At 44.3% G+C, this 25,565-nt stretch carries 22 protein-coding genes, 2 pseudogenes and 1 riboswitch; of the genes and pseudogenes, 12 read left to right on the forward strand and 12 right to left on the reverse strand.

Annotated elements, in window-relative coordinates:
- Positions 1-26 precede the first annotated feature (26 nt).
- Complete coding sequence (locus MKX36_RS11570) at positions 27-848, reverse strand: helix-turn-helix domain-containing protein (RefSeq protein ID WP_044787906.1); 822 nt, start codon at positions 846-848, stop codon at positions 27-29.
- A gap of 129 nt (positions 849-977) precedes the next feature.
- A pseudogene (locus tag MKX36_RS11575) lies at positions 978-1,636 on the reverse strand (LysR family transcriptional regulator).
- 165 nt (positions 1,637-1,801) lie between these two features.
- Here MKX36_RS11575 and MKX36_RS25385 point away from each other — a divergent pair.
- From MKX36_RS25385 to MKX36_RS11600, 6 genes are all read left to right on the forward strand, one after another.
- A complete protein-coding gene (locus MKX36_RS25385) occupies positions 1,802-1,969 on the forward strand; it encodes a hypothetical protein (protein WP_162835295.1) in 168 nt (55 codons plus the stop codon).
- A gap of 69 nt (positions 1,970-2,038) precedes the next feature.
- Positions 2,039-2,575, forward strand: coding sequence for an oxidoreductase (locus MKX36_RS25390; RefSeq protein WP_445671819.1), 537 nt, complete (start codon positions 2,039-2,041; stop codon positions 2,573-2,575).
- A 310-nt stretch (positions 2,576-2,885) separates the two neighbouring features.
- Entirely contained in the window at positions 2,886-4,397 is a 1,512-nt protein-coding gene (locus MKX36_RS11585; RefSeq protein WP_016818778.1) for an aminotransferase-like domain-containing protein, read from the forward strand.
- Between the two features lie 36 nt (positions 4,398-4,433).
- Positions 4,434-5,363 carry a D-alanine--D-alanine ligase gene (locus tag MKX36_RS11590; protein ID WP_016818779.1) on the forward strand — a complete coding sequence of 310 codons (930 nt, stop codon included), beginning with the start codon at positions 4,434-4,436 and terminating at the stop codon, positions 5,361-5,363.
- A gap of 137 nt (positions 5,364-5,500) precedes the next feature.
- Positions 5,501-6,055, forward strand: coding sequence for a GNAT family N-acetyltransferase (locus MKX36_RS11595; RefSeq protein WP_025364866.1), 555 nt, complete (start codon positions 5,501-5,503; stop codon positions 6,053-6,055).
- A gap of 37 nt (positions 6,056-6,092) precedes the next feature.
- Entirely contained in the window at positions 6,093-6,704 is a 612-nt protein-coding gene (locus MKX36_RS11600; protein WP_016818781.1) for a DUF1349 domain-containing protein, read from the forward strand.
- A 446-nt stretch (positions 6,705-7,150) separates the two neighbouring features.
- On the opposite strand, the gene MKX36_RS11605 is transcribed toward MKX36_RS11600, so the two are convergent.
- The 4 genes from MKX36_RS11605 to MKX36_RS11620 form a co-directional block, all read right to left on the reverse strand.
- Positions 7,151-7,879, reverse strand: a complete 729-nt coding sequence (locus tag MKX36_RS11605) for an HAD family hydrolase (protein ID WP_103042415.1) — start codon at positions 7,877-7,879, stop codon at positions 7,151-7,153.
- 30 nt (positions 7,880-7,909) lie between these two features.
- On the reverse strand, positions 7,910-8,959 hold the full coding sequence (gene gutB1 / locus MKX36_RS11610; RefSeq protein ID WP_019687253.1) for a 2-amino-2-deoxy-D-mannitol dehydrogenase GutB1: 1,050 nt from the start codon (positions 8,957-8,959) through the stop codon (positions 7,910-7,912).
- Positions 8,960-8,993: 34 nt separating this feature from the next.
- The gene (locus MKX36_RS11615) at positions 8,994-10,262 is read right to left on the reverse strand and encodes an aspartate aminotransferase family protein (RefSeq protein ID WP_019687254.1); all 1,269 of its coding nucleotides are present in this window, start codon (positions 10,260-10,262) and stop codon (positions 8,994-8,996) included.
- A gap of 222 nt (positions 10,263-10,484) precedes the next feature.
- On the reverse strand, positions 10,485-11,693 hold the full coding sequence (locus tag MKX36_RS11620; protein ID WP_340864702.1) for an MFS transporter: 1,209 nt from the start codon (positions 11,691-11,693) through the stop codon (positions 10,485-10,487).
- 306 nt (positions 11,694-11,999) lie between these two features.
- On the opposite strand from MKX36_RS11620, the gene MKX36_RS11625 reads away from it, so the two are divergent.
- Complete coding sequence (locus tag MKX36_RS11625; RefSeq protein WP_340864703.1) at positions 12,000-12,761, forward strand: SDR family oxidoreductase; 762 nt, start codon at positions 12,000-12,002, stop codon at positions 12,759-12,761.
- A gap of 106 nt (positions 12,762-12,867) precedes the next feature.
- Here the strand turns inward: MKX36_RS11625 and MKX36_RS11630 are convergent, their stop codons facing one another.
- Positions 12,868-14,475 (reverse strand): mannitol dehydrogenase family protein, encoded by a 1,608-nt coding sequence (locus tag MKX36_RS11630; RefSeq protein WP_340864704.1) that lies wholly within the window; start codon positions 14,473-14,475, stop codon positions 12,868-12,870.
- Positions 14,476-15,552, reverse strand: coding sequence for a mannonate dehydratase (uxuA, locus tag MKX36_RS11635; RefSeq protein WP_340864705.1), 1,077 nt, complete (start codon positions 15,550-15,552; stop codon positions 14,476-14,478).
- A 158-nt stretch (positions 15,553-15,710) separates the two neighbouring features.
- Here uxuA and MKX36_RS11640 point away from each other — a divergent pair, with 158 nt between their 5' ends.
- Positions 15,711-16,364: a GntR family transcriptional regulator gene (locus MKX36_RS11640; protein WP_340864706.1), complete on the forward strand. Its 654-nt coding sequence runs from the start codon at positions 15,711-15,713 to the stop codon at positions 16,362-16,364.
- Between the two features lie 304 nt (positions 16,365-16,668).
- Here the strand turns inward: MKX36_RS11640 and MKX36_RS11645 are convergent, their stop codons facing one another.
- Together MKX36_RS11645 and MKX36_RS11650 are read right to left on the reverse strand one after the other, a co-directional pair.
- On the reverse strand, positions 16,669-17,523 hold the full coding sequence (locus tag MKX36_RS11645; RefSeq protein ID WP_340864707.1) for an SDR family oxidoreductase: 855 nt from the start codon (positions 17,521-17,523) through the stop codon (positions 16,669-16,671).
- A 98-nt stretch (positions 17,524-17,621) separates the two neighbouring features.
- Positions 17,622-18,434: an AraC family transcriptional regulator gene (locus MKX36_RS11650; protein WP_045245274.1), complete on the reverse strand. Its 813-nt coding sequence runs from the start codon at positions 18,432-18,434 to the stop codon at positions 17,622-17,624.
- Between the two features lie 139 nt (positions 18,435-18,573).
- On the opposite strand from MKX36_RS11650, the gene MKX36_RS11655 reads away from it, so the two are divergent.
- On the forward strand, positions 18,574-22,221 hold the full coding sequence (locus MKX36_RS11655; protein WP_340864708.1) for a glycosyl hydrolase 115 family protein: 3,648 nt from the start codon (positions 18,574-18,576) through the stop codon (positions 22,219-22,221).
- An 89-nt stretch (positions 22,222-22,310) separates the two neighbouring features.
- Here the strand turns inward: MKX36_RS11655 and MKX36_RS11660 are convergent, their stop codons facing one another.
- Both MKX36_RS11660 and MKX36_RS11665 read right to left on the reverse strand, forming a co-directional pair.
- A complete protein-coding gene (locus tag MKX36_RS11660) occupies positions 22,311-23,198 on the reverse strand; it encodes a dihydrodipicolinate synthase family protein (RefSeq protein ID WP_016818793.1) in 888 nt (295 codons plus the stop codon).
- Between the two features lie 211 nt (positions 23,199-23,409).
- Positions 23,410-24,054 carry a YczE/YyaS/YitT family protein gene (locus tag MKX36_RS11665; protein ID WP_016818794.1) on the reverse strand — a complete coding sequence of 215 codons (645 nt, stop codon included), beginning with the start codon at positions 24,052-24,054 and terminating at the stop codon, positions 23,410-23,412.
- Positions 24,055-24,168: 114 nt separating this feature from the next.
- Here MKX36_RS11665 and MKX36_RS11670 point away from each other — a divergent pair, with 114 nt between their 5' ends.
- From MKX36_RS11670 to MKX36_RS11680, 3 genes and pseudogenes are all read left to right on the forward strand, one after another.
- Positions 24,169-24,621, forward strand: coding sequence for a MarR family winged helix-turn-helix transcriptional regulator (locus tag MKX36_RS11670; RefSeq protein ID WP_017426905.1), 453 nt, complete (start codon positions 24,169-24,171; stop codon positions 24,619-24,621).
- A gap of 31 nt (positions 24,622-24,652) precedes the next feature.
- Positions 24,653-25,174, forward strand: coding sequence for a GNAT family N-acetyltransferase (locus MKX36_RS11675; RefSeq protein WP_340864709.1), 522 nt, complete (start codon positions 24,653-24,655; stop codon positions 25,172-25,174).
- 8 nt (positions 25,175-25,182) lie between these two features.
- Positions 25,183-25,281: riboswitch (guanidine-I (ykkC/yxkD leader) on the forward strand.
- Between the two features lie 81 nt (positions 25,282-25,362).
- A pseudogene (locus MKX36_RS11680) lies at positions 25,363-25,491 on the forward strand (QacE family quaternary ammonium compound efflux SMR transporter); the annotation flags it as partial.
- Between the last annotated feature and the right edge of the window lie 74 nt (positions 25,492-25,565).

The following is a 25,565-nucleotide window of genomic DNA, read 5'->3' on the forward strand; positions in this document are numbered from 1 at the left end:
ACAATACGATTCATTAAACGAACAAATCAGTCAAGGCTTGAAAGACCCATTAAGCTGTCTCTTTTAAGCCTTGCGCGAAAGTGTGATGGAGAAAGTCCCTTCACTTTTTTAAACATTTTGGAGAACAGCAGCGGGTCGCTATAGCCAACAGAATAGGAGACTTCCGTGATGGACAGCTGCGAATTGTCCAGCAGATCGCTTGCTTTGTCCATCCGGAGGTTCAACAAGTATTGCTGAGGGGAAACATTAAGAATTTCCTTGAAAAGAACGGACAGATAGACACGATCAATGCCAACTATGTGTGCGACCTCGGAAATGGAAACTCTTTGGTTATAGTTCATTCGAATAAACTCGACCGCTTTACGGATGTAGGCGTCTTTGGGCCGTACCTCGGGCAGTAGTTGACTCGTAGCAACCAACATTTCGATCCAATCGGCAAGTAACCTGAACAAAATGCTCTGTCTTCGCAGTTCACTGGTGCTGTGGTTCACGTCGCAGGCGGAAAATTCCTCCAAATAAGAATCAAACCAAAACAACGGGGAGTACCTGAATACGGGATGAAGGGGAGAAATGTGCGCCTGCTCGAATAGAGGTATAACCCCGTTACCCGAAAAGGCTATCCAAGAATAAATCCAAGGATCAGTTTGGTCTGCCTCCATGTAACAAAGAATGTTATCGTATACGATAAATCCTTCGCCTTGCTGAAGATGAAAGGTCTTACCGTCAATCTGGTAAACGCCTCTACCCGCATGGATAAACATGATTTTGTATTGTCCTTTGATGCCGGGTCCCCATGAATAGCTGGGTTCACAAACTTGTTTGCCGTGATAACAGTAACAAATATCCATCTGGTTGCGTTCCTCCTAAAATAGTACATCATGATATATAAGACCCTGAAAGTCACTTGCGATATGTCAATATACAGAGAAGAACAATTTATAACTACAAAATACATATGATATCACCCTCACAGGAAACTAGCCCCATTTCTCCGCATGTCTTTTAATGAGCTTGATCATTTCCTTCATAGCAGGTGAGGGCCATTTATCTTTGTGATATGCCAAATATGTTGATATTGCAGGACAGTCTGGTCCAACCTCTTCACCCTGAAGCTTGTAATGTTCTAGTTCCTCTTTAACGGAGAAAAAAGGAACCATGGAGATGCCTAAACCGCTCTTAACACATTAGCTCCCCAGCCTTCTTTCTCCAAGGCGACAAGGAAATCAATCTCACCGGTCTGAACAGCATGAGAGACATCTTGATAATCCAAAGATTTCAGAGAAAGATTGACTTTGGGATACATTTGTCTATATTCAACAAGCAATGATGGAATACGGCAGATCATTAACGACTCTGAGATTCCTAATGTCAAGTTGCCGGTAGGTTCATCATTGGTCGTTAGTGCCTGAGTGTAGAGCTCAATGATCTTAAGTGCATAAGGGAGAAACTGATGACCGTGATGGGTTAGAACCACCTTCTTACCTAAGCGATCAAAGATGGGCTTGCCGACCTCAGATTCCAATTCCTTAATATGTGTCGTCACAGAAGACTGAGCGTAACCCAAGTGTTCAGTTGCTTTTTTAAATCCTCCTGTTTCGACAATGGTTTTTAATGTGATCAAATAACGAAGTTCCATACGTCCACGTCTTTCGTTAATAACAGTTCAATTTTGTTGAATTAATCGTTCGATAACATCAATTTTACCGATAAAATATACCGGTTTATAATGTACTTGTTCGATGATCATAAATCAAGTATTGAATGTGTTACGAATGAATCTAATGTTAGAGGTGGATGTGAATTGGGACAACTAAATACATTGTTTAAGAGCGTGCAGATAGGTAATAACGTGTTAATTAACTGTGTAGGCGTAGCTCCAATGACACGTATCAGTGCTACATCGGAAGGATTAGCCACTGATCAAATGGCAGCTTACTATGCCTCTTTCGCTCGTGGGGGCTTGGTCTAATCATAACAGAAGGAACATATACAGATGAATTGTATAGCCAGTGTTATTTTAATCAGTCTGGTTTAGTGAATGAGGAGCAAATCACATCTTGGAAAAAAAGTGGTGGATGCTGTTCATGCAGCAGGCTCATCTATTGTTGTGCAGCTTGAGCATGCAGGAGCCTTATTACAAGGAAATCGATTCAAGTCCCAAAATCTAGCTCCGTCAGAAGTGCTTCCAAAGGGTGAACCTCTAGCTTTTTATGGTGGTGCTGAATCGTTTTCTACTCCGATCGCTGCAACGAAAGAAGATATTGAGGAAGTCATCCGTGGATTTGTTGCTTCAGCCGTTCGTGCGAAGAGCGTAGGATTTGATGGCGTGGAGATCCATGGAGCAAATGGTTATTTGCTTGATCAGTTCCTTACGGACTATACGAATCGTCAAACAGATGAATACGGTGGATCCATTGAAAACCGGATACGACTCTTGGTTGAAGTGGCTACTGCAATTCGCCAAGCCGTTGGCCCCGATTTTACAGTAGGCATTCGAATTTCCCAGGCTAAGGTTAATGATTATCAGCATAAATGGTCAGGAAAAGAGGATGAGGCCGAAGTTATTTTCATGTAATTAGGGCAAGCAGGGTTAGACTATAGGGAAAGGGGCACTTGCAAATCATGATTGGATAAAGAAGGTTAGAAATGGTGGTCCGTTATCTGAGCTGGATCAAAATAAAGTTTTAAGACCGGATGCAACCATTAAGGATTTCGAGATTAGTCAAAAGATAATCTTTGGGTAAACAACCATCTGGGGGCACGGTTATGATGCGGATGTGCTGGAATAAAATCGAAGGAACCATCGAAGGATGAAAAGTCCGGGGCGGTGGTTCTTTTTTTCTTTTGTTACCTGTGCCATCATTGTAGATGGAGGGTGATGAACCATGTTCCAAGATTTTAAGCTTGTTGGTGACCGTCCGGTCGCGATACAAGTAAAAGAATATATTAAACGTTTAATTATAAAAGGGACGTTTCATAAGGATCAGAAGCTACCCTCCACACGAGAAATGAGCAGTGTACTCAAGGTGAGTCGCAATACAGTTATTGCAGCCTATGAAGGTCTGGAGGACGATGGATTTACGTATACGATACCGAGTAGAGGCAGCTATGTGGCCGCTATGGTGGGCCGTTTGGCTGTGGATAACGGAGGGTCTGACGCCTCCTTCGCCTGGCAGATTGATTGGAAGACAAGAATGAGCAAGTACGCTGTATCGGCTGCAGAGCTTGATATGATGAAGCAGGGCATTCGCACCCCAAAAGGAACCATCTCGTTTACAAGCATCGCACCGGATGAGCAGCTGTTTGATCTGGGAGATGTAAGGCGAGCCTTTATGGATCGGATGGCAATCGAAGGGCAGGTGCTGCTCAACTACGGCTATGCCAAGGGTTACAAACCACTGATCGATTACCTGATGGGATATATGGAGAATAAGGGCGTCGATATAAGCGGCAAGGATATACTGATTACAAGCGGGTTTACAGAAGGCTTTGACATTGTGTTGTCGGCACTCCGCCCTTCAGCGCGCCGCGGTACGGTAATTTGTGAAAATCCAACCCATCACACAGCGATCAAAAATTTAAAACTACAAGGTTTTGAGATTACCGGTATTCCAATGGAGCGGGATGGTATTAATGTAGATCAGCTTGAAGCGGTATTGCAGAAGCAGACAAATAGCTTCGATCTCGCTTATTTGACTCCTTCCTATCACAATCCTACAGGCATTGTCATGTCACCAGCAAAGCGAAGCGCTGTAATGAATTTAATGATGCGCTATCAGATTCCGGTGATTGAGGATGGTTTTAATGAGGAGCTGCGCTATTCAGGAGCGCATATTGCGCCATTAATAGCAACAGCAGGGCGAGGGAACGGAGTAATCTATATAGGCAGCTTCTCCAAGGTGCTGTTCCCTGGCTTGCGAGTAGGCTGGGTGCTTGGAGATCGAGCGCTGATTGACACTCTGGAAAGCATTAAGCGGGCGCGCACCATTCATACCTCAACGATCGACCAATCGATATTATATCAATATCTGCTCAATGGAAATTTTGAGAAATATGTAAAAAGAGCACGTATGGAGTATAAGCGCAAATACGAGCTTACAAAGGCATGCTGTGAAACCCATCTCTCTGAGGCGCAACTATCTGGCGATGGGGGCTTACATGTGTTTCTTACCTTTCCGTCAGGCGTAAATACGCGCCAGTTGCTTGAAGTATGCATAAATCAAGGGGTTATATATACACCTGGAGACAAGTTTTTTATACAAGAAGGTGAAGGGACGAATACTTTGCGGCTTGGTTTTTCCCGAGTAACCGATGAACAGATCGAGCGGGGGATTCAGATCATAGGCCAACAGGTGCGTAACTTTCATAAGGCATGTGGTCATAAGAACAGCCTGTAATTGCACTATGATTTTTCAAGAAAATGGGGGGTCATGATGAAGATAGGCGTTATTATGGGAGGGACTTCCACTGAGCGTGAGGTTTCGCTGCAGACAGGTCAAGAGATGCTGAATCATTTGGACCGCAGCCGCTATGAAGTGGTTCCAATTGCGATTGATCAGCCAGCGGATTTAATCGCACAGGTTCAGCACGCAGGCATCGATTTTGCACTGTTGGCGCTGCATGGCCAATATGGCGAGGACGGCACGGTGCAGGGAGCGCTGGAGACACTAGGCATTCCCTATACAGGGAGCGGTGTTCTGGCAAGCAGCCTGTGCATGAATAAGCAGCTGTCCAAGATGCTGCTGAAGTCGGCAGGGGTGCATACGCCTGCAGGCCTCTGCTGGCAGGGAAGGGACGATTATGATCAGCAAGCGGTAGAGCAGTTGGGTTACCCCGTTATTGTGAAGCCAAATATGGGAGGATCCAGCATCGGCATCCAGCTTGTGCATAATGAGATGGAGCTTCACTCGGCTATTCAGGAGGCTTGCGGTTTGGATCAGACGCTTTTAGTTGAGCCTTTTATTCAAGGGACGGAGCTTACCTGCTCAATTGTGGATGGCGAGGTATTACCAATCATCAGAATTCGCTCCGCTCATTCTGAATGGTTTGACTATAAAGCGAAATATGAGATCGGCGGCGCTGAGGAGAAGGTAATCCAGCTTCCTCCCGTTATTGAGCAGCGTGTGCGCGAGACGGCACTTGTCAGCTATCGGCTGCTGCAGTGCAAGGTGTATGCAAGGGTCGATATGATTTTGTGTCAGGATATACCTTATGTACTGGAGGTAAACACCTTACCCGGAATGACCGCTAACAGCCTGCTACCGAAGAGTGCAGCTGCAGCAGGCATAACCTTTACGCAGCTGCTGGACCGTATTATTACTAGCTCACTTTATGAGCGGAATCGGGAATGGGAGAAGGTTTAATATGTTTGATGGATTATACAGAAAATGGCGAAACTTTGTTATAATGGTTAGAACGGAACAGCGTTAAACTGATGTAGATTTGAAGAATGTGCAGTATTAATGCAATTTGATTTTGCTTCAAGATGGGGGAGGTGAAAATGGATATTTTAATCAGAGAACTGAAGGCTGAGGACGGTGAGCGTGGTACTAACATTGATGGTAGCTTTATCGTGGATTCTACCCTTGTCTTGCAATTAACGGGACAGCAAATCGAATATACGGTGAAGGAGAGGCCTATTAGCAAAAAAAGCTACGATGATGATCAGCTTGAGGAAGATACAGTTGAGGATTATTCGAACTATATCAGCAATCCCGATCAAATCATATATTTAGCGCTCGTAAATAATCAAGTTGTAGGTCAAATTGTTCTGAAAAGAAATTGGAACAAATATGCATATGTGGAAGATATCAAAGTCGACAAGCAATATAGAAGCCTCGGTATCGGTAAGAAACTAATCGAACAGGCTAAACGCTGGGCGAAAGATGACGGAATGCCAGGGATCATGCTGGAGACACAAAGCAATAATGTTCGCGCATGTAAATTCTATGAAAGCTGCGGTTTTGTGATCGGTGGATTCGACTCCTACTTCTACAAAGGTCTAAATAGAGAAAGTGACGAGATCGCGATCTATTGGTATCTAATGTTTGCTTAGAACGACACACCTTTATTGAACAAGGGAGGACAAAAAGATGACTAAAAAGAGAATGGAATGGGAGGAAGGGAATTGGATCAATTCACCTCTATATGCCCGGAAAGAAGGAGATTTTCTTAAGGTTGCGCCTGAAAAGGGAAGAGACTTCTGGAAAAAGACTTTATATGGTTTTGAATTTGAGGATGGGTCCGCTCTATTATCGGATTGGAATCATAACACGGCGGTGGAAGTGTCGTTTCAACTCGCATCATTTACGGAGCTTTACGATCAGGCAGGTATTTTGTTATACCATGGCCCGGAGCAATGGATTAAAGCGGGGATAGAAATCAATGACGGCATTCCTCAGCTTTCCACAGTCGTAACCGCTGGATATTCTGACTGGTCGCTTGCGGCTGTGCCAGAGTGGGTCGGTGAAGAAGTCACCCTGCGCGCTTCCATCATCAAGGATGCTGTAATTATTCGCGCAAGGACGGAGCAGCACGGATGGCGAACGATACGTGTGGCGCGTTTTCCCTACACCACCGGAAATCAGGCCGGTCCTTATACCTGTTCGCCAACCCGAGAGGGTTTTGAGGTTACCTTTACTCGCTGGAACTTTACAGAGCGGGATCAAGACCTTCACAGTGATCCTCCAGTAGAACATCATTGAAAAACGACTGCACAACTGAGCACAGCAATATGAGATACTATAAACTAGCTTATATGCACATAAAGTAATGATTAAGAGCAAGCGTCTTATAATAAAATGGTTTTTAATGGACCCAAAAGGGAAGAGGTGTATTTGGGTGTGAAAGCCGGGACTGATGAGGATGGCCAAAGCGGAAAACTGCTACTTGACACATAAAATACATACTATAAAAATTCCGATTATGGCATTCCTAAGTTCAGTTTTTTCCGTAACAAAATGGGGTTAAAAAATATTTGATGTAAAGCATACCCCATAGAGTACACACAGGGTAGGTTAACATACTCAACTGTGTACTCTATGGGGCATATTTATATATGTCCTCATCCATTTTAAAGGTTATGCGGTTTAATATATTTATAGAGGAGATATGCCTTCCAGCATCTTACGGTCCTTCTCTTGGCAGGCAACTATTCCCCGAATGGCAAGTTCTCTTTAAGCGCCCACAGGTCATCATAGTTGAAAATACGGTGATCTGCCTTGGATAAATCCTGCTGGCCCGAGCCTGGGTTGTGTAAACCAATGCAGCGCATACCCGCACTCTTGGCCGCATGAACACCATTTCGTGAATCCTCAATAACAATACAATGGGCCGGGGCTATACCTAGCAGTTCGGCGGCATATAGGAAGATGTCCGGAGCCGGCTTACCCTGGGATACTTCTTCTCCGGTGATTCGAATATCAAAGTAACGGCCCAGTCCCGTTTTTTCCATAATGAGATCAATCAACGACCGTGGAGAGGAAGAGGCTACTGCAACCGGAATTCCTTTTTCCTGTAGCCAGTCCAGCCACCGTTCCAGTCCGTTGATCGCCACCAGGCCCTCGTGTGCTGTTATGGTCTGCATCACATTTTTTCGGTGATAGGCAAGCGCCTCTTCCAATGTATGAGTGAGTTGATGCCTGTCCAGCACTTGACGCCACATGGATTCGAGTGTCACTCCGACATAGGTATGGTGCTCTTCTTCCGTCATGGGTGCACCGAAATGGGCAAAGGAGCTGCGTTCAACTTCAAAATAAATCGGTTCGCTGTCTACCAACACCCCGTCCATGTCGAAGATGACCGCTTTGACCGGAACGGACGCTGATAGGTCTCCTGTGTATTCATTATTCGTCGGTGTAACATGATGGATGCTCGTCATGTCCATTCTCCCCCTTGTTAGTAGCTAAATTTAGTTGCCGGAGCCATTCGATTGCAGCACAATCTTGATCGCCTGCGACGAAGGCTGAAGTGTCCGCTCGCTGATATTGCATCCAAGCGTCTTGAAGGCTTCATGGTAGTCGTCCAGCGGATACGAGTGGGTAATGATTTTTTTGGCGGGAATGATTTGCTGCTCAATCAGGTAATGTGCCGTGGAGAACGTGCCCAGAGAATCAATGGAGCCGATGATTTTAAGGCTACGGTCAACTACCTCTTTCGGATTAAACGAGCTTATCCCATCTCTCAGCCCCACCAGCATCAAATACCCGCCGCTCGCAAGCTGGCTTAGTACCTCAGTGCCGACCACTCCTGTGGTGTCCACAATCATGTCCACCTGATTTTTTAACGGAGCCAGCTTATGAATGGCCGATTCCAGTGTGGCGTGCGCGGACCACCGTTCGGGGGCAATAGAATCCGCTATGGCGAGCCGTTCCTCCGAGATGTCAACAAGGCAACCAGTTACGCCTTTCGAAGCAAGAGCATAGCTGTACAGAATCCCGATCGGACCTGCGCCTATAATAACGGTTGTGAAGTTAGGCAGCAGGTTAATCTGGTTGATTCCGGTCAGCATACAGCTCAGCGGTTCGGTCAGCGTCGCTTCTTCGTAGCTGATATGGTCCTTCAGCTTGTACAAAAAACGGTCCTCAGTCACATAATAATCGGTGAACGTACCGTCGGCGCTGACTCCGGTCTCTGTTACGGATTTGTGTGTGCAATGATTCTGTCTTCCTGTCCGGCACATTTCACATTGCCCGCAGTAGTATGTTGGATCAATTACCACCCGGTCTCCAGGCTGTAGTGAACTGACGGCTGATCCTACAGCGATCACATCCCCCGCTGATTCGTGGCCCAAGATCGTGGACGGCACGGCATGATATTTGCCACTAATGATGCCTAGATCCGTACCGCATACGCCTGTCGCCCGAATCCGGACGAGTACATCGTTATCTTTTTTAATCTCCGGGATAGGTCTTTCCTCAAGTGCGACATCCCAAGCTGATTTGTATACCAGTGCAAGCATGAATAATTCCTCCTTTGGCCTATTGGGCAGATCGTTAGTGAAGGGTAGCAAGAACGGTGTCAAGCCGTTTAACAATTTCGACAATCTCATCTTCTGTAGCCGTGAGGGAAGGTCTCACTTTGACCACGTTGCCATAACCGTAACGGGAACCTCTGAGGATTAATTGCTGTTCCTCAAATGCACGATCGATAATTCCATTGCTTTTCACTGCATCCGGGCCATCGTCCTCGTCTACAATTTCCAGTCCCCACATCAGTCCGACGCCACGAGCCTCACCAATGCAATCATGCTTGTCAGCTATCTCGGTCAGCAGGGATCCGAGCAGGTTTCCTTTGGACCGGACGGCTTCCAGAAAACCGGGTTCGCTTACAACCTCCAGCGTGGATTTGGCTGCCGTGACCGAGATCAGATTGCTGCCCGAGGTAAAGGAATGCTCATGCTTCTCCAGGACATCGAGACGAGACTGCATCAAGACCGCCGCAACCGGGACACCAATGCCGCCCAAACCCTTGGCAAGAGTAATAATATCCGGTTGGATGTCAAACAGCTCACTTGCGAACATGTAGCCTGTCCGCCCAATCCCAGTCTGCACTTCGTCAGCAATCAGAATCATCCCATGCTCGTCGCATAGCTGACGGAGGCGCTTGAAATATCCTGCAGGCGGGATGATATTACCTCCGTTGCCCAGAATGGGTTCAATAATCATGCAGGCCACAGAGCCTGAGCTTGCATATTCAATGGCGTCCGATATGGCTTCAATACAGTGATGACCACACTTGTCTGGTGAAGAATTAAAGGGACAACGATAGCAGTAGGGGGCAGGCACATGCAGAGAATATGCCGCAGTTGAATTGGGAAAATTCTTGCGGCGAAAGGCATTACCGGAAATGCCTGTTGCGAACTGGGTCTGTCCATGATGTGACAGATGCAGGCTGATGATATCAGTTGCTCCGGTATATTTCTGAGCCAGTTTCACAGCACATTCATTCGCCGTGGAGCCGGTAATATCTCTCATCCACCCGGCATCGATGCCGTTCGGGGCATATTGGATTAGATGGTCTAGGACTTCTTCAACGTAAGGCTCGGTAAAGGATGAAGACATGTGGGCAAGATTGGCGACTTGCTCCTGTACTTTGGAGACGACATGAGGGTGATTATAACCGAGCGACAGATTGAAGGTGCCAGATACGCCATCCAAATACTCCTTACCTGAATCGTCAATCAAAGTAATGCCTTTTCCGTATCTGAAACGTTCTTTGGTCAAGGTATGCACGATATTTCCCCTCCATATCAGAATATACATTTCATTAAGTCATCCTTAAAAAGAGTAACGCCCAATCAGCATAACGAGGCTGAACTCACCTCCCCAAAATAAGAAAATCACCTTCCATGTCCTAATGGACAAAGAAGCCACAATTTGACTGTTCCTGCGATTTCACAGATATGAGAGATAACCGCAGCAACAGAATCTGCCCGAAAAGCAAAAACGCGATAGGCCTCACCTCCCCTAAGGACTAAAACAATATCATCCTTCCTTGCCCTGATGGACAAGGGAGTCAATTACTCGGCTGCCCCGATTATTCCACAGATGTGTGAGAATAAGTGCCAGCAGCAAAATCAAAGTAAATCCTCCTAAGATCCAGAGGCTAGCGGTCACTGGCCATTCGCTCATGCTCCAGCCTATTACGTATTGAAGCACTGAGCCGCCAATTCCGCCTGACGCAATCAGAATACTGGTCGTCCGCTCCGTCATTCCCGGAATCAGTACGTTGGCGTAGACAAGTGTGATACAGAAGAGTCCAGACATGAATATCCCTGCACCAAAAATTAGAAGGTATGTAGCCCATTGGCTGGATATAAACACCATAGCGACTAAGAAACAGAAAGTTCCAATTGCACTCCATAGCAGATAAGGAATATATCCTGCTGATTCTGCAATCCTTCCTGAGAACATACGACCAATGATCATTGCAATCCAAAGCACGCTGACACCTAGCGAGGCAACAGATCCCTGAAGTTGTAGCGTTTCGGTCAGAATAGAAGGTAGGAAGTTCATGAGTCCAAGTTCAAGACCCATATAAACAAAGAAGAAAATAATGAAGATTCCTAGCAATACACGGTGCTGTCCTGAGTAACGGGCTTGTTCAACTGAACGCTCAGTAGTGCGGATGTCTGCTTGAGTGAGGTGAGTGGAGGCGGAAACAGGCATGGTAAGCCAAAATAGCAATAGGATAAAAGTGAGAAAGGAGATGGTGTAAAAGGTTAGATTCCAAATTCCAAACCAGATATACAGGCTAACGATCGCAGGCATAAGCAGTGCACCAAGTGCAAAATAGACATCCAGCTTGGACATCGCTACGGCTTTTTGCTCCTCCGTAAACTCAATGGTGAACGCTCCGATGGATGATTCAATAATGCCTGAGCCGAAGCCAATCCATATAGCCATTACAATGACCCAATTCCAAGAGGGAAGTAGGCCCAAGATAGTACATGAGACGACAATACTCCCCAAGGCAATAGCAAGCATGGACTTGCGGCCCATATGTAGAGCCATGAAGGGAGTGAGCAGAACACCGACAAGAAAGCCGAAAAACTGCAAGAACAGCAGTAATCCACCATCGCTGTACCCCCGTCCATAGTGAGGCAGAAAAGTCGGCAGTAATGCCCCAAGCACCACGCTGGTGACGCCGATTAATAGATAGAAAGCACAACTTAAAGCGAAAAGTCTCTTCAAGGCCTGTCCCTCCATAAGGTCATATTTTTTTATATGAGCATTGTTTTTACTAGAATATACCATTACTCTGGAAAAGTATATATATAATTCCACAGAAATTGTAAAAATAAATCGATAAACTCTTAATAATATGCATCCTGCTCCTTATCAACGTGATACACATCAGTTTTATCTTACAAGGGGACTATCAGGGTTATGGTATGAAAGATAGATTATTCGCCTGTACTTTCGTACAATTGACTTTGATTTAGAAGTTGATCCATACTTCAAATGAACGGTTGACTAAAAACATTGGAGGGATCTTTCATGCGTTTGGGAGGAAAAGTTGCGGTCGTTACAGGCTCAGCATCAGGAATGGGGAAAGCGATTGCAGAATTATTTGCAAAAGAAGGGGCAAGTGTTGTTCTTTCAGACCTGAACATTGAAGGAGCAGAAGCGGTTGCAGCAGGAATTAAATCAGCTGGAGGAAACGCCATCGCAATAAAAACCAATGTTGCTGATTTGAATGATATACATGTTTTGATCGATACAGCTGTTAATGAATTCGGAACTCTCGACATTTTGGTTAACAATGCGGGCGTTATGGATAACATGGCGCCAGTAGGGGATGTGGACGACGAGACTTGGGATTTGATATTCGATATTAATACAAAAAGCGTTATGCGTGCGATTCGCAAAGTCATCCCGATCTTCCTGGATAAAGGAAATGGAGTAATTATAAATACGGCATCTACGGGTGGCTTCAGTGGTGCGCATGCAGGCGCTGCCTATACCGCCTCAAAGCATGCGGTAGTCGGTATTACGAAAAACACGGGATTTATGTATGCTCAAAAAGGCATCCGATGCAATGCCATTGCGCCAGGTGCAACAGCTACCAACATTACTTCAACGATTCATAACTTGAATGAGTTTGGCGCATCTCGAACGAAGGTCACGCAAGGCGTAATTCCTCGTGTAGGGCAGGCTGAAGAAATCGCGAAAATAGCCCTTTTCTTGGCTTCAGACGAGTCGAGCTTTGTAAATGGGGCAGTTATTGCTGCTGATGCGGGTTGGACGGCAGGATTTTAATCAGAGTTGTGGCCCGGTTCTACTGTTGACAACAAGCTAACAAACATGAGAATTACAAATCCCCCTGACCAAAGTTTCGTGGCAGGGGGATTGTTTAATGTAAGTTCTAGTTCACATACTTCTCTATGGTGCTTCGGACTGCTCCGGGACCTGATAGCATTTCATGAAACATGGCTTCAATCTTGTCGCCCAGACCAATCTCATATAATCGGACGCCGAACAGTTTTTCATCCTCAAGGAGGTTGCGAACCCCAGAGGTCTGATCGCCTAGCTTCGTATTCTGCAAATATCCCTGCAATGTTTCCAGTAACGGGTCCGGACTGAGTGTGAAGGGTGCTCCTTGATCATCCACCCCCAGCAAATAGCGACACCAAATCGCAATGGTCAAGGGAATAGCAGTCAAGTTGGCAGGATCAAGCCCTGCTGTGCTAACATACGACTTTATGGTTTCGCCAAAACGGATGCTCATCTTTTGAGAAGTATCTGTTGCAATCCGCTGTGGCGTATCTGGAATATAGGGATTGGCGAAGCGTTCCTGCAATACCTCGTTAATGAACGCTTGGGGTTGGATAATTCCGGGATCAACCACAACAGGCAAGCCTTCCTTGTAGCCGATGGTTTCCACCAGACGATGCAAGGTGTAATCCTTCACTTCATCTGCAATGAGCTGATAGCTGAGCAGACACCCGGAGAGGGCCAGCGCTGTATGTAGCGGATTGAGACAGGTCGTGACTTTCATCTTCTCCACTTTGTCTACCGTATCCCGATTCGTGAAGATGATGCCAGCTTCCTCCAGTGCAGGTCTCCCGTTTGTAAACTTGTCTTCAATGACCAAATACTCGCTAACCTCAGCATTGACAAAGGGAGCCGTATACGTATGCCTGGAGGTAACGACAATCTCCATGTCGGCTAACCCCAGCTCTCGAAGAGCAGATTGTACCTGTAAGGAAGGGCGGGGGGTGATTTTATCAATCATAGTCAGCGGGAAGGTTATTTTTTCCTCATTCTGCAGATAGTCTGCAAATCCTTTCTCTACCAGGCCTCTGCGCGTCCACTCCTTGGCGATAGCAATTATACTATCCTTTAACAGATCGCCGTTATGGGAGCAATTATCCATGCTTACCAAGGTTATTGGATGCTGTCCCTTTAAATAACGCCGATAGGCAAGCGAAGTAGCTATGCTCATCACATGCACCGGCTGTTCAGGACCATTCACTAAATCCCTCTCCACAACAGCCAGATACTTACCGTCGGGCCCGGTGAGGCCGTATCCTTTTTCCGTGACAGTGAAGCTGGCCATTTGCAGAGTCGGATTTTCAAATACTTCAAGCAGACGGAGATAGTCGTCCGGACGATTCTGCTCCGTTGCAAGGCTCTCAACGATGCTTGCGACCACACTTTTGTGAAATTTACCGTCTGCACTCATTAACACCAGCAAGGTTAGATTGTCGTAAGGCTTGTAGGCTTTGTCAATCATTTCAAAATCAAAGGTTTCGGCCGCAATTATACCTGTATCCGCTTTCAAACTATTCAGCAGTTGTTGCTGTGCATTGGCTACGAACCCCCGAAAAATATTGCCTGCGCCGAAATGCACCCATTGCGGTCTAACTCGGGTGTTATGGGCTACAAGCTCCAGATCATACTTCGGCAGTTCGATGCCTACTGCTTCCCAGGCCGCCTTATCTAAAAGACCTTTCCGGTCAAGCTGGAGCATCTATTTCACTCCTTTGCTTTGAGCGAGACTATCCCAGACACCAAGCAAGTACATAACTCCCAGTGCACGGTCATACAAACCGTATCCTGGCCGACAATTCTTTTCTTCTCCCCATAGATGTCTACCGTGATCTGGGCGCGCATATCCCTGATAGCCTTTTTCGTGATAAGCTCTAACCACTTCCGGTATATCGACGCTTCCGTCTTTCCCGCGATGTGACACTTCAATAAAGTCGCCACTCTCAAACACCTTGACATTACGAATATGTGCAAAATGAATACGATCATGGAACTCCCGAATCATAGCTGGCAAATCATTCTCAGGGTTAGTCCCCAGTGAGCCTGTGCAGAAGGTTAGACCATTATATGGACTGTTCACTGCATCCAGGATGCGCCGGATGGTCTCACGACTTCGGACAATTCTCGGCAACCCGAAGATGGGCCATGCCGGATCATCAGGATGAATGGCCATCTTGATGTCAACCTCCTCGCAAACCGGGATGATGCGCTCAAGAAAATACTTTAGGTTATCAAACAACTTGTCTTCTGTGACATCCGCGTAAGCAGCAAAAAGTTCATCCAGTCTCGCCAACCGCTCCGGTTCCCAGCCTGGCATGGTGAACTTTCCGGCTCCCTCGAGAATCCGATTCACCATTTGGCGGGGATCATCGGTAATGGCAACCTTTTCATAAAAGAGGGCGTTGGACCCGTCTGGCAGTTCCTTATAAAGCTCCGTTCTGGTCCAGTCAAAGACAGGCATAAAGTTATAGCAAATCACCTTGACTCCTACTTTGGCCAATTTGCGAATGGTATCAATATAAATGTCAATATATTGGTCGCGGGATGGCAGGCCGATTTTGATATCATCGTGGACATTTACACTCTCTACGACTGCCGTACTAAAGCCCTTGCTTGTAATCTGATCAGCTACCTCCTGAATTCGCTCCATTTCCCATATTTCACCGGCTATCTTATCATGTAAAGACCAAACAATGCCTATAACTCCTGGAATTTGCCGGATATGATCCAGTGTAATATTGTCATTGCCTTCCCCATACCATCTCCAGGTCATGTTCATAACGATACCCTCCCTGATTGATTTTTTAATCTTGTATACAAGATTGACTTGATCATAAAATGCAAAGTTTATCCTTGTCAATGACAATTTTTGAGGAGTCTATCACATCAAAATGCTTTATAATAAGACTAGATTTATAAAGTGAAGGCAGGAATGTTATGTTTACAAAGGAAGAAATCAAGCAGCTTTTGAAAAATGATATTTTGTCGTTGACCTTAAAGCCTGGGACTCTGCTCAGCGAGACGACCTTGTCAGAACGCTTCCAGTTGTCCAGAACTCCGCTGCGCGATGTGTTGAAACAGCTTGCGCTGGAGTCTTATATTGATATTTATCCCAAGAAGGGGAACATTGTCTCTTATATTGATCTGGAGTCCGTAGAACAAATGAGCTACTTGAGAAGCGCAGTGGAAAAAGAGATTATGAAGGAGCTTTCTACGCAATTTGCATTAAGCGATATACAGAAGCTGAGCGAAATTTTGGACAGGCAGAGGGCTGTCATTGATGACGATCATGCTACGGATCAATTTCTCATTTTGGACGATCAGTTCCACCATACTATGTTCCAATTGGTGGGCCGAGAATTTCTTTGGCAGCTGATTCAGCAATCAAATGTTCACTATATCAGATATCGCAAGCTCCATATGCTGGAAGCAGGGAAGCTGATGGAAATCTGGCATGAACACCAAACTATGCTTGAATATATGTTGAATCAGGATACAAGCAAAATGGATGATCTGGTTCACCATCATCTCCGAAAGGATATACATTCTCTCGAATTCCTCCGGCAGTTCGTTGACTATATCAAGAAATAATGCTGGTCTGTGTTATTCATTTTTTTGCTCGTGAGTCTAGTTGTTTGCCGTCAAGCGGTGGATGGAATTGAAGGATTTTCATAGAGGTTCGATATCTTGTATACAAGACAAGTGTAATCCTGCTTGAATATACGCATAGGAGAATGTGATAAATTAAAGCATGACCAATTGAGCAATGCTTCCTTCGACTTATTATTTATGTAAACGGATTCAGTTGAAACTATAGTAGAGCGTTGTTGACACACTAAGCCCCTTGCCACTTCGTAATTGTAAATAGAAGGGCAAGGGATGGAAAGTGAAGATTCTATACCCCCGAATAGGCCATAAAACCACCATCTATAGGAATGACTGCACCGGTCACAAAACCGGAAGCGGTTTCATCTGCCAGCCAAAGCAGCGTTCCGAGGAGGTCTTCAGGCTCACCGAAACGGCGCATAGGGGTGTGGTCAATAATCTTGGCCGAACGCTCGGTAAGCGAGCCGTCCTCGTTGGTGAGCAATTGTCGGTTCTGCTCTGTCAGGAAAAATCCGGGGGCAATGGCATTCACCCGAATGCCAGATTCGGCTAGATGTACGGCCAGCCACTGGGTGAAGTTGTTGATGGCGGCTTTGGCAGCGCTGTAAGCGGGAACCTTGGTCATTGGGCTGGGAGCGCTCATGGAGGATATGTTAAGGACCACAGCGCCAGGTCGTCCGATCATGCCTTTGGAAAAAACCTGTGTTGGGATTAAAGTCCCGATAAAATTTAAATCAAGCACATTGCGGAAGCCAGGTACACTGAGATCAAAAAAGGTAGTGATTCCAGACTGGTTCAGATCTTCAGGATGAAATGTCTCCAAACTCGTATTCGCACTGGGGTGGTTGCCGCCTGCTCCATTGATCAGAATATCGCACGGACCGAGCAGACGACGGACCGTCTCCTCAGCCTGCTTCACGCTTTCAACATCGGTCACATCGCAGGCAACAGCGATGGATTCTCCACCACTCTCACAAATTTCCTTGGCTATCAATTCGCCCTTATCAGCAGTACGGTTCAAAATAGCGACCTTGGTACCCTGGCGGGCAAGTTCCTTGGCCATGGAGCTGCACAACACGCCGGAGCCGCCGGTTACCACAACTGTTTTTCCAGACAAAGCCGGATGTAGGGGAAGACTAGTCAATTTACATTCCTCTTTTCGTTGGAAGATAAGCCCGCATTACGCTTATACGCGTTCCACAAGCTGTCATGAATTTTAGCCTAAAACTATAACAGATGATCTTATCTAGCTTTCTTTCTAAATTCCCTAGGTGTCATAAATACCGTTTGTTTAAAGATCTTACAAAAATACATGGACGAGTTGAAGCCACATTCGTTACCAATCTCGAGTATCGTTAAGTTTGTATTGATCAGCAAGTTGCAAGCATGTTGAATCTTAATGTTATTTAAATATTGAATAACCGTAAGTCCCGTGGCTTCTTTAAAACGATGACACAAATAATATTTGGACATGTAAAACGACTTTGCAATATCTTCGATTTTGGTGATTTTGTTATAGTTTTGGTTGATGTACGACAGAATAGGTCCAAAGTTAGCGTACTTGGAAGACTGCTGCTCCACTGTTTGGGAATCCTTATTATTATTTAATAGAGATAACAGTTCAGCTAAAAGTATAAAAATACGGTCACTCTCACCCGAGACGTTTTCTTTCTCCAGGGACTTTAATAGTCTTTTCACTTTCGCAAATACTTCTTCTTTCAAAGAGATAATTTCTGTATCAAAGCAGCCTAATAAAGATTTTATTGCCCGTTCCGTAAAATATAATCGCAAGAAACGCTCCGTAAAATAGACACATGTTCTGGCACAACCTTGATTTTGGTAGCTTTTATGGAACAGATTTGGTTTAAACAGTGCAACATCATGCAGCTTAATGTCATAGATGGAGTCCTGGATCAAAATCTGATGATACCCTTTTTCTAGAAAATAAAGTTCATATGCATCGTGATAATGAAAATTGGTCATGTTGTGGTCTGCATCATGGACGACATACTCGATTGAAAATAGGGGGTGCGTATGACTTACATCAGCAACCATTGCTCAACCTCCATCCTATAGCAATATAATATAATAAATCGATAATTCGGCAACATATTAAAAGATTATTGCTTGGTATTCAGGTATAGTTTAGCTACCAGATTTTCTTCCGAATGGAGCACACGAGGAGGTTAGACACTTGAAATCACACCAAGGAACCCAGAATGAATTTGAACTGTTGAAAAGAAATCACGAGGTGCCTGTTTTTGTTTCCGAAACGGAAAACAGCGCGGTGCATCTTGCTTTTTGCAATCTTATGCGAGATATTGATTGGGTTTGCGGTTGTAAGCTAGTGCGAGCAAAAGAAATGGACCAAAGCAGCATCGTGATCGGCACGATCACAGACAATGAGCCGTTACTCGCTTATCTGCAAGATAAAGGGGTATCGCTGAAAAAACTGATGCTGGAGGATGGCTCGTATCGGTGGGAAGCGTTTCTTCAGGAAGTCATTGACGGTGTGTTATATATCATAGGAACCGACAGGCGCGGTACCATCTTCGGAATCTATGACCTGTGCGAGGCGATGGGTGTGTCTCCGTGGTATTACTGGGCGGACGTACCGGTGAAAACCTGCGATGTATTTTGTTTGCCTTTGGACCTCTCCAAAGCAGATTGGCCAGCGGTTCAGTACCGGGGAATTTTCCTGAATGATGAGGAAGAGCTTGATGACTGGGCCAAGATTCATACTCAAGATGGCACAATCGGACCTGACGCGTATCAATCTATTTTTGAACTTTTACTTCGTCTGAAAGCCAATTTCATTTGGCCTGCCATGCATGTGAATTATTTTAATGAGAATCCCGAAAATGGAGCCCTCGCGGAAAGAATGGGGATTGTAGTAGGCACGTCGCATTGCGATATGTTGCTTCGCAGCAACCAGAATGAATGGGAGCCATGGCTCGCAGCCAAGGGTTATGACGACGCCTCATACGATTATTCCATCGAAGGTCGAAATCGCGAAATTCTACAGGAATATTGGCGGGAAAGTGTCGAGAAGAATAAAAATTACGAAGTGTGTTATACGGTTGGCATGCGTGGAATCCATGACTCTGGATTTCATACGCAGTCCATTGATGATGATAATTCCATGTCTAAGGAAGAACGGGCAAAAGCCAAGAGTTCTCTTTTAGGAAAGGTCATACAGGATCAAAAGCAAATTCTCAAGGACGTGATCGGCGAGTCAAAAGAAAATGCTTCATTACAGACATTTATCCCGTACAAAGAAGTATTAGAGCTATATGACCGAGGTCTTGATCTACCTGAAGGTGTGACCCTCATTTGGGCAAACGACAACTTTGGGCATATGCGCCGATATCCGAATGAGAAGGAGCGTCAACGCAGTGGAGGCAACGGTTTGTATTATCACAGTTCTTACTGGGCAGCTCCAGGAACGGCGATGAGTTATCTTTTTATCAATTCAATTCCATTGGCCCATACAGGGAATGAATTGAAAAAATCGTATGAATCGGGAATCCGGAAATTGTGGATTCTGAATGTTGGCGGGTTGAAGCCCCTTGAACAGGATATGGAATTCTTTTTGCGATCTGGCTGGGAAGCCGGCAAAGAAGAAGGAATGACCAAGAATGCATCCAAATTCGTCGAATCTTGGATAAACGCCAATTTTTCCGGCAATCACGGACCTGAAGCTGCGGAAATATACGAAACATTTGCACAGGTCACTAACGTACGAAAGATCGAACATATGCAATCCAATGTATTTTCACAAACTGTATTAGGTGATGAAGCAGGGCGTAGATTAATGCGGTTGGAGGATGTTTTTCGTCGAGGCAATGCCATAATGTACAGCCTTCCGGTGCAGGAGCGGGTTGCATTTTTCCAGATGTTTCTCATGAAAATTCACGCATCGTATTATACCAACCATGAGTTTTATTTTGCCGACAGAAGCACGCTTTCTTATGAGCGCGGAAACATGCAGGCTGCTGACCTATATGTGGAGCTTTCGGTAAAAATGGCGGACTATAAACGAAGAATGCTTCATTTCTATAACGCAAAAATGAGTGAAGGCAAGTGGAACGGAATCCTCACACCAGAAAGCTTTCCACCACCGCCTACCGCCTTGTATCCTGCGCGAAAGCCCGCATTGAAAATTGCTCAAGGTGGCATGAGAATCGATCTTTGGAATGAAGAAACAACGCTGCGCTTTTCCATCCATGGTCAGAAACAAAAATGGTTCGAGATTGGAAACCAGGGGAACGGAACCATTCCATTCACGATTGAGGTAATGGAAGACGCAGATTGGATCATTCTTTCCGAAAGTGAAGGATCGATCCAAACGGAGAAAAGAATTCTTGTCTCGGTCATCGATCCGTATAAGCATGCGGGAAAGACTGCGCAACTGACCGTCCGAAACCATAAAGATATGACATCTGTTCCAATAAAGGTGCAAGTTGAGAAAGGTGTAAATGTTCCTGAAACGTTTTACGGACATATAGAGGCAGACGGGCATGTGTCTATCCCAGCAGCCTCCTACGACCATAATGTTCCCGGTGTAGATTCGACCGATAAGTCCGGTTGGGTGGCCATACCGGGGATGGCAAGGTATGAGGGAGCCGCGATGATGGCCTGGAGCGGTGAACTACGACCGCTTGCAGGAGAGCTTAAGAATCATCCATATTTAGGATACGATATTTTTTTGAAAGAGGCTGGACAGTTTACCTTAGAGATTCATCGTTTTCTTACTTTAAATTCGACAGGCAATATTCGTTTCGGTATTGGAGTCGATGATACAGCACCCATTCTGGTAGAATCAGAGACTCGTGACGAGTGGTTGGGGGCTTGGCAGGAAGCCGTCTTTAATAACGGTGAGAAAATGAGAGTGGAGCTGCCCTACCTGGCTTCCGGTATACATGTCTTAAAAATTTATATGGTAGATCCTTATGTCACTATCAACAAGTTCGTGATATATACGAAAGAGCAAAAAACGAGCAATTTAGGACCGATTTCCAGTGAGCATCATCATAGGCTGGTTACCGATCATGGACTGGAAAGTTCTACTGTGAATTGGAATGAAGTCGAACAATTATGTAATCAATTTTACGAAACGGGAGAGCATGAAGTACCTCTTCCCGTCGTCCTTTATGCCACAAGAGATTTTTACGCCACCATCGATGAAATCTTCTTGAAATGTTTTGATGTTCCGCAGACCACGTTAGGTGATAAACGCTATGCAAACATTTGTGATGCTGATGGTACAAAGGATGTTATAAAAGAATTTGGTGCGGGTATGTTTATCGAATCGAACGGCATCGTTGCGATCGAAGCCGAATATGCGTTGGAAAACTCTGAAAATGCATATCTCACGTCCAGTAAAGACGGTACTGCTATTCATTGGAGCCACTTACAGGCAGAAACCAATGGAAGGACAGGTTTCGCCATGCATGTCTCTGAGCCTGGAAGGCAGTGGGATAACCCGGATATTGCTCCAGCGATGCATTACAAAATAAACATCACGAATTCAGGTCTTTACCATATTTGGATTTTGGTTCGACATCATAACGACCAATCCGATTCATGCTACTTATCGCTGGACGGCGTAGTAAGACCGTTATCCGAACAACTGGGCAAGGGCACACTGCATACGTATAACACCGCTCAAGTGTACTATTGGTGTTTACTGTCGGAATTGGAATTGCCCAGTGGTGTTCACCTGTTTTCGATCTTAGCTCGAAAGTCACAACTCAGAGTCGACCGGATATATATGACACAAGGGAGCGAATTACCGCCTGTGGATGCTCTCTGGACGGATTCGATAAGAAAACAGTCCTAAGCTAAAGCAGCGTCTCCATGCTGAAAGAGCGGAATCTAGATACATGTTGAGATTCCGCTCTTTTTTTGATAAATAGTAAAAGAAACAATTCATTCCTGAAGATTCTTTAGTATAAGTTTCAAGTGTTCTCTAGCTGATTGATTCAATGGTTGTAAGGGCAAAGGAAGACTGGGGCTTGAGATTAAGCCACTTATTTCTGCTGCTGCTGAAACAACACGAAGGCTACCATACTGATGAAATAACGTCCAAATAGGTTCAAGTAGTGTCGAGAGTCGTTCTGCTTCGTCAGCAAAACCGTCCTGGGCCAATCGGGTTATTTTTAGACATGCCTTTGGAAACAAACCAGCGAGAACGGAGTACCATGCTTCACAACCTGCATTCAAGCCGGTGACTGCAAATGAATCTCCACTTACTCCTATAGTTACATGGGGAGGAATCGACTCTCGTAGTTTTTTGATGCGTGTCTTGGCTGCTTCGGGATCAGTAGGTACTCCGGGAATCTTAATAGAACCAACATGAGGTAACTCAGCAATTCGGCCGTGCAATTCGTCACTGAAATGAAAATGGGAGGTACCTGGATTATCATAGACACAAAGTGGAATGGAGAGTGAACGGGTTACCTGTTCATAGAGTGAAAATACTTCTTCATTCGTTAGTGCTTGATAGGAGATAGGGGCTAGCAGCACTGCACTTGCTCCTGCTTTTTGTGCATCTTCCGCTAATCGAAGTACTTCTAAGGTACGAATCGCACTTATACTTGTCATCACGGGAATCCCGTCTGCTGAGTGGACAGCAAGTTGAAGAACCCGGAAACGTTCTTCTCGATTAAGATATGCATAATTTCCAGTTGAACCCAATGCCCCAATTGAGTCTACACCAGCTGCAACTAATCGTTGAATCAGTGCTACAAATGCTTTTTCGTCAATGCCTGTCTCATTCACCGGGGTGAGTGGAAAAGCAGATAATCCGTGGAACATAAAGTTACACTCCTTTATGAATTGACCTTCAAAATACAAACACATTATAAAAATGAATTAGACACAATTAAAGTACCAATTAAGAGACAAATAACTGTACCAATTCTTTTAGAGAAACTTAAAACTGAAAACAAAGATTCTGTATTGAAATTAATATAATGATATTATGCCTTCAGATCAGGTCAGTTGAATAAGAAAGATAAAAAGCATTCTACATTGAATGCTTTTTATCTTTATCATGATTTGGTGATGTACCAGAGTGTGTTAATATGCGGTCTAATACTTTTCCAGTGAGGGGCATGAAATAATTGAGTATTACCCCCCCTAAACAAACAGTTAACAAAGTTCCAATGCCAATGGGTCCATTTAAAATGAATGCTATGATCAAGAAGATAAGGTAAATGAATGTTCTCGAAAAAAATAGATTTTTTCCAGTTAATTCTTGTATGATTATGGTTAATCGGTCAACTGGAATGGGTGCAAAGTTTGTCTGTAAATAGGTTGCAGTTCCTAATCCCACAATAACTAAACCAATTCCAAAACAAACAACTTTGCTGTACCATAGTTCAGGTGTTATTAAATCCTGCAATAAAAAAAGCCACATATCAATACCAATCCCCGTTATAAATGCTGTTAACAACCCCAAAACTTCTGGTCTTTGTCTTTTTAAAAGTGAATTACAACAGATCAAGATTAAAGCCATTATGATTTCCCAACTTCCTACAGTAAGCCCCACATTTGTGGATAGTCCTACCAATAGTGCATCAAAAGGTGATGTCCCAAGGTCTGATTGTATAGTGAAAGAAATACCAAGGGATAATATAAAAATTCCTATTACAAAAAAAACATATTTCACTTTACTCGACCTCTTTATTATAATTTCAAGTTGCAAATGCAACAAAATTAGGGTAGATTAAATATATACTATGTTTATTGCATTTGCAACAAAATAGGGGCAAAGGAGTTCATTATGAAGGAAGTACTTCGTGAAATTGGAATGATAGCAAGGGCATTAGATTCTATCAGTAATATTGAATTCAAAGAATATGACCTTACAAAAGGACAGTATTTATACCTTGTACGAATATGTGAAAACCCAGGAATTATTCAAGAAAAGTTAGCTGAGATGATAAAAGTAGATCGAACAACAGCATCTCGCGCTATCCAAAAACTTGTAATTAATGGTTTTATTGAAAAGAAAGAGGATCAGCATAACAAAAAAATTAATAAACTCTTTCCAACAGAAAAAGGAAACAGTGTTTATCCTTTCATAAAAAGAGAACATGATTATTCGGATCAAGTTGCATTAGCGGGATTTTCGGAAAGTGAAGTAAACACTATTTTTACTCTTCTTCAAAGAGTAAGAAAAAATATAAGTGATGAATGGGAATTTGTGAAAAAAGGGAACAAAAGAAATTATTAATTGATTTATATGAAGGAGCGATATAGTTATAATGAATGTGAAAATGATCAAATGCAGCTGTGAAGATGTACAATTACTCCAAGAAATAAGCATTGAAACATTCAACGATACTTTTGAAGATCAAAATTCACCTGAAAATATGCAAGCCTATCTGGAAAGAGCATTTAACTTGAAACAGCTGGATAAGGAATTGGCTAATGTCTCTTCAGAAATCTTTTTCATCTATTTCAATGAAGAGCTTGCCGGATATTTGAAGATCAATATAAATGATGCCCAATCCGAAAAAATGGGTGATGAGTCACTCGAAGTGGAGAGGATTTATATTAAAAACAAATTTCAAAAACATGGGCTGGGTAAGCATCTGTTAAATAAAGCTATCGAAATTGCACTGGGACATCATAAAAAGAAGGTTTGGCTCGGTGTATGGGAAAAAAATGAAAATGCCATTGCTTTTTATGAGAAAATGGGGTTTGTTCAAACGGGTGCACACTCTTTTTATATGGGGGATGAAGAACAGATTGATTTCATAATGACCAAAACATTAATACTATAATTGAATTTAAAAAGATTTTCTAGGGTTCTGCGATGTCATATCGGCTGGTCCAAGAGAAAACTCACAGTCGTTGTACTGTGTCACGGAGGGATAAGAGCCTGGGAGAAAAACTGCTGTATGCAGTATGATCTCAGGCTTTTTTTTCATTACTGCTTTAGTTCCGCACTACATTTGCAGCGTTATCAAAAACTGGTATTGGAGCTTTGGTCGGGGCCATACTGGATATGATCCTTTATGGTGAACCGCGTAATACCACGAGAATTTTATTCATTGCGATAGTACTCAGTTCAGCGGTTGGACTGAAGCAGGTAAGCTGAATAATGATGGGATTTGAAGAAAAACTCCCTATACTGCGAAAGCAGCGAGGGAGCTTGCTAATTTAAATATTTAA

Source organism: Paenibacillus sp. FSL W8-0439 (genome assembly GCF_038008995.1).
Taxonomy (GTDB): Bacteria; Bacillota; Bacilli; order Paenibacillales; family Paenibacillaceae; genus Paenibacillus; species Paenibacillus polymyxa.